The organism is Bradyrhizobium altum, assembly GCF_020889705.1.
In the GTDB taxonomy this organism is placed as follows: Bacteria; Pseudomonadota; Alphaproteobacteria; order Rhizobiales; family Xanthobacteraceae; genus Bradyrhizobium; species Bradyrhizobium altum.
Genome location: NZ_JACMYP010000394.1, coordinates 1 through 5740, shown reverse-complemented (window position 1 = coordinate 5740; position 5740 = coordinate 1). Strand labels below are relative to the sequence as shown.

Below are 5740 nucleotides of genomic sequence, written 5' to 3'. Positions count from 1 at the left end.
CGTGCGGCCGGTGCCGCCGCCCGCGCCCCGGCAGGTTGAGGACGGTGAGCCGCCGTCTGCCCATCCCTCGCAAGAAAGTGAGCGGATCTCCGACGGGCGGATGTAACGTCTGGCGGCGGGGTTCGTATTTGGTGACGAGCCAGTTTGCCAGTCTTGTTCGCCAGCTTTGGCCGCCCGCATCGGAGATGATTGATGATCGATCGCCGTATCCTGCTTGCTTCCGTCGCCGGCCTGTTCGGCCTCGCGGCCTTCCGCTGGCTGCGCGCCTCGCCGGCGCAGGCCGCCGAGAAATTCGAGATCGAGAAGACCGACGCCGAATGGCGCGCGCAGCTCACGCCGCAGCAATACGAGATCCTGCGCCAGGAGGGCACCGAGCGGCCGGGATCGAGCCCGCTGCTCAAGGAGCACCGCAAGGGCACTTTCGCCTGCGCCGGCTGCGACCTGCCGCTGTTCTCGTCCGAGACCAAGTATGAGAGCGGCACCGGCTGGCCGAGCTTCTGGAAGCCGCTGGACAATGCGATCGGCACCACGTCGGACCGCACCTTCGGCATGCTCCGCACCGAGGTGCATTGCCGCCGCTGCGGCGGCCATCTGGGCCATGTCTTCGACGACGGCCCGAAGCCGACCGGGCTGCGCTACTGCATGGACGGCTTTGCGCTGGTATTTCACCCGGCCGCACCCTCGGCGACCTGACGCCCACAGCGTTTTCGAGCGAAGTGGATATCGGTTCGCGTCAAGAAGACGCGTCAAACTAGGAAGCGTTTTCGAGCGAAGTGGGTACCGGTTCGCGTCAAGAAAACGCGTCAAACCAAGACGAATGAGCGCGGTCAGAACTGCGCTTCGTCCCGGCAATTGTTGCCTGCCCGGCAATTGTGCCCCGGTTAAACGGCTGGGGCTTTTTTTTTCAAGCGCATGATTTTGTTACGTTTCGTTTCGTGGCACGACCTTTGCGACATGCTCCGCCGATGCGGCCATTCCCGTGATTGCCTGCCGCCGGGAATCGAATTGGAGAACATGTCATGGGTATCTTCGGCGCTCTTACGACGGCGGTCGGTGGCTTGCGCGCAGGGTCGTACGCGCTCGAGAACATCTCCGGCAACATCGCCAACTCGCAGACCACGGCGTTCAAGCGCATCGATACCTCCTTTCTCGACCTCGTTCCGCAGACCGCGCTGACCGCGCAGCTGGCCGGCGGCGTCACGGCGCAGTCGCGCTCGACCAACTCGGTGCAGGGCGACGTACAGTCGGCGTCGGTCGCGACCTTCATGGCGATCAACGGCAACGGCTTCTTCGCGGTGCAAAAGCCCGGCGGCTTCACCGACGGCTCGCCGGTGTTCGACGGCGTCGACCGCTACACCCGCCGCGGCGATTTCCAGCTCAACAAGGACGGCTATCTCGTCAACGGCGCCGGCTATTATCTCGAGGGCGTCCCGATCGATCCGACCACCGGCAACCCGTCGGGCTCTTCGCCGCAAACGCTGCGGTTCAAGAACGACTTCCTGCCGGCGCAGCAGACCACCAAGATCGATTATCGCGCCAACCTCGCGTCCTATCCCTTGACCACCGCGCACGACACCTCGGTTCCGGGCTCCGAACTGATCCGGCCAGGCGCATTCAGCGCCGGACATAACCCGCTGGTGCTGGGCACGCCGGCCGCGCCGTATACCGATTCCTCCGTCACCGGCACCGCGCAAAACAACAAGGCGACGCCGTCGGTCGCCAATACCGCCGCGACTTTGCTTTCGGGCGCTGCGGGCAGCGATTCGATCAATGCCAGCTTCAGCGCCGGCTCCGCCGGCCCGCCGGTCGTGCCCGCCGATACGATCACGGTCAACGGTACCGTCATCACCTTCGTCGCTTCAGGGGCGACCGGCAACCAGCTCAACGTCACCGACAGCATCGGAACGCTGCTCGCCAAGATCGACTCGATCACCGGTACCGCGACGCCGTCGACGATCAGCGGCGGCAAGATCACCCTGCATTCCGGCACGTCGGCCGACCTCAACGTGACGAGCTCGAACTCGACCGCGCTCGCGGCGCTCGGCTTCACCGGCTCGGCGGTTGCGACCCGCGGCGGCGGCGGCACGGTCGGCACCGGCCAGGTGGTCGGCAACGACAACTCGACCTTCCTGAACGAATCCGTCTCGGGCGGCGCCGTCACGGCTTACGACGTGTCGGGTGCGCCGGTGAATCTGCAATTCCGCTGGGCCAAGACCGACAGCTCCTCGCTGGGCTCCGGACATACCGATAGCTGGAACCTGTTCTATCAGGTCAATCCCAATGCAACCGGCACGCAGGTCTCCTGGCAGAACGCCAACATCAACTTCACCTTCGCGTCGAACGGCCAGATGTCGCCGGCGATCTCCTCGGTCGCGCTCAATAATGCCGTCGTCAACGGCGTGTCGCTGGGCAGCCCCGTGATCAATTTCGGCTCCGGTGGCGTGACCCAGTTCGCGGACGCCAACGGCAACGTCCAGGTCAACCAGATCCAGCAGGACGGCTTCCCGGCCGGCCAGCTGCAGTCGGTCAGCGTCTCGACCAACGGCCGCATCGTCGGCAACTACACCAACGGCCGCAACATCGACCTCGCCGAAATCTCGGTGGCGACCTTCAACGGCACCAACTTCCTCAAGCGCATCGACGGTGGCGCGTTCGAGGCGACCGACGAGTCCGGTGGCGCGCTGTTCGGCAAGGGCGGTAGCACCATCGTCGGTTCATCGCTCGAGAGCTCGAACACCGATATCGCCGACGAGTTCACCAAGCTGATCGTGACCCAGCAGGCCTATTCGGCCAACACCAAGGTGATCACGACAACCAATTCGATGGTGCAGGACCTCTTGAACGTCGTGCGCTGATCGCATCGATGATGCGCGTGTGAAGAAGTAAAGGCGAGTACATATCATGGGTTTGAGCCAAGCCCTTTCCACCGCGATGTCGGGCCTGCGCGCCACGCAGGCCTCGCTCTCGCTCGTGTCGTCGAACGTCGCCAACGCGGAGACGCCGGGCTACGTCAGGAAGACGCTCAACCAGGATACCGGCACCACCGGCCAGTTCGGGTCGAGCGTCCTCATCACCGGCGTCAACCGCCAGCTCGACGAATTCCTGCAGACCCAACTTCGCACCGAGACGTCGGGCGCGTCCTACGCCGACGTCCGCTCGAGCTTCCTTGCCAATCTGCAGGGCGTCTACGGCAATCCCGACTCCACCGGCACGATCGAGGACGCCTACAACAAGTTCCTGACCGCGGTGCAGGGCTTGTCGACCAGCCCGGACTCGCAGTCGGCCCGGATCGGCGTCGTCAATGCCGCGCAATCGATGGCGCAGCAGCTCAACGCGACCTCGCAGGGCATCCAGACGCTGCGCGCCAACGCCGAGGCCGGCATCAGCGACTCCGTCAGCACGGCCAACAATGCGATGCAGCAGATCGCGCGACTCAATGTCCAGCTGCAGGCCACTGGCGGCACCGCCGATGCCTCGACCGCGGCATTGCTCGATCAGCGCGATCGTTACGTTACCCAGCTTTCGCAGCTGATGGACATCCGCACCGTCACCAACAGCCAGAACCAGGTGACCGTGTTCACCAATTCCGGCGTGCAGCTGGTCGGCACCGAAGCGGCGACGCTCAGCTTCAACGCCCAGGGCACGATGACGCCCAACACGCAATACAATACCGACCCGACCAAGAGCACCGTCGGCACCATCACCATCAATTTCCCGCATGGCGGCACCTATGACATGGTGTCGACCAACTCGATCCGATCAGGCAAGATCGCCGCCTATCTCGAGCTGCGCGACAACACGCTGGCGCAGGCTCAGACGCAGATCGACCAGTTCGCCGCCGCGATGTCGAGCGCGCTGTCGGACAAGACAACGGCGGGCACCGCGGCGACGGCGGGGGCGCAATCCGGCTTCGACCTCGATCTCTCGGGGCTGCAGAGCGGCAACACAATCCACGTCTCCTACAAGGACAACACCACCGGCATCACGCACAATCTGTCGATCGTCCGCGTCGACGATCCGAGCGTGCTGCCGCTCAGCAACACCGCAACCGTCAATCCGAACGACGAGGTGCTGGGCGTGGATTTCGCCGGCGGCATGAGCTCGGTGCTGTCGCAGCTCAACGGCGCGCTCGGCGGAACCGGCCTTCAATTCTCCAATCCCTCCGGGTCGACGCTGCGCGTGCTCGACGACGGCGCCGCCAACAAGGCCGACGTGACCGCGGCATCGGTCACATCAACCGTTTCGTCGCTGACGTCGGGCGATCCGCAGCTTCCGCTGTTCACCGACAATGGCGGGCTCTACACCGGCGCGATCACCGCGAACGGCTCGCAGTCGACCGGCCTTGCCGCACGCATCAGCGTCAACACCGCCCTGGTCGGCGACCCCTCGCGCATGGTCGTGTACGCGACCAATCCGCAGACACCGGCCGGCGATACCACGCGCGCCAACCTCATTCTGAACCAGTTGTCGAACGCGTCGTACAGCTATTCGCCGAAGACCGGCCTTGGCACGTCAGGCGCGCCGTTCACCGGCACGCTGCTGAACTTTGCCAAGCAGTTCATCAGCCAGCAGGGCGAATCGGCGACGGCGGCCAAGCAACTGGCTGACGGTCAGGACGTCGTGCTGAACACGCTGCAAACCAAGATGGACTCGACCTCCGGCGTCAACATGGACGAGGAGATGGCGCATCTGCTTTCGCTGCAGAACGCGTACTCCGCCAATGCGCGCGTGATGTCGTCGATCAAGCAGATGTACGACGCGCTGCTGCAGCTCACGTGAGGGTAACATGTCGATCGACGGCGTAAGCGGCAGAACTTCCTATATCGGCACCACGATTCTCAACCTGCGCAGTCAGCTCAATGACCTGACGACGCAGCTTGCGACGGGCAAGGTATCGACGACCTATGCAGGGCAGGGGCTCGATCGCGGCTTCGCGCTCAGCCTGCGCGCCCAGATCAGCGGCATCAACGCGTTCTCCGACACGGCCACCAACCTCAACACGCGCCTCGGTGTCGCCAACCTCACTTTGCAGGGGCTGTCCGACGTCGGGAGCCAGGTGAAGAACGCCGCGACGACCGCGACGCTGACGCTCAACAACAGCGGGCAGACGTCGGGCCAGATCACGGCGCAGGCCGCGTTCTCCAATGCGGTCGCGATGCTGAACAGCCAGTCGGGCGACCGCTATCTGTTCTCCGGCCGTGCGATGGATACGCCGGCCACGGTGTCGGCCGACACCATGTTGAAGGGCACGGCAACCCAGGCCGGCCTCACCCAGCTCATCAATGAGCGCAAGCAGGCCGACCAGGGCGCCAATTTGATGGGACGCCTGAGCGTCTCGTCGCCGCCGGCGACCACGACGGTGACCAGCGTCGCCGAGGACGGCTCGCCGTTCGGCCTGAAGCTGCTGTCGGTGCAGTCGTCGTTGACCGGCGCCACCGTGACGCAGCCGGCCGGCACGCCGAAGTCGACCTCGGTCGATCTCGGCGCCGTCAATCCCAAGGATGGCGACAAGATCAAGTTCAACTTCACGCTGCCCGACGGCACGACCGATGCGATCGAGCTCACGGCGACGACCACGAACCCGCCGCCGGCCGGGTCGTTCCTGATCGGTGCCGACACCACGGCGACGACGGCCAACCTTCAGTCGACGCTGACGTCGTCCATCAAGACGCTGAGCGATACGTCGCTGGTCGCGGCCTCCGCGGTCGCGGCGTCCAACAACTTCTTCAATCCGGTCGCG

Annotated in this window: 4 protein-coding genes; all 4 read left to right on the top strand. The window is 64.8% G+C overall.

Annotated elements, in window-relative coordinates:
- The first annotated feature begins 192 nt into the window (after positions 1 to 192).
- Positions 193 to 693 (top strand): peptide-methionine (R)-S-oxide reductase MsrB, encoded by a 501-nt coding sequence (gene msrB, locus H8B02_RS44595; protein WP_092115436.1) that lies wholly within the window; start codon positions 193 to 195, stop codon positions 691 to 693.
- 326 nt (positions 694 to 1019) lie between these two features.
- Positions 1020 to 2855: a flagellar hook-basal body complex protein gene (locus tag H8B02_RS44590; protein WP_229172109.1), complete on the top strand. Its 1836-nt coding sequence runs from the start codon at positions 1020 to 1022 to the stop codon at positions 2853 to 2855.
- 46 nt (positions 2856 to 2901) lie between these two features.
- Positions 2902 to 4779, top strand: a complete 1878-nt coding sequence (gene flgK, locus H8B02_RS44585; protein WP_229172108.1) for a flagellar hook-associated protein FlgK — start codon at positions 2902 to 2904, stop codon at positions 4777 to 4779.
- A 7-nt stretch (positions 4780 to 4786) separates the two neighbouring features.
- Positions 4787 to 5740, top strand: a 954-nt coding sequence (locus H8B02_RS44580; protein WP_512699923.1) for a flagellin family protein, incomplete at its 3' end; no start/stop codon positions are given.

Coding starts and splice junctions, on each gene's coding strand:
- msrB (WP_092115436.1), top strand. CDS start 193: ATGATCGATCGCCGTATCCTGCTTGCTTCCGTCGCCGGCCTGTTCGGC.
- H8B02_RS44590 (WP_229172109.1), top strand. CDS start 1,020: ATGGGTATCTTCGGCGCTCTTACGACGGCGGTCGGTGGCTTGCGCGCA.
- flgK (WP_229172108.1), top strand. CDS start 2,902: ATGGGTTTGAGCCAAGCCCTTTCCACCGCGATGTCGGGCCTGCGCGCC.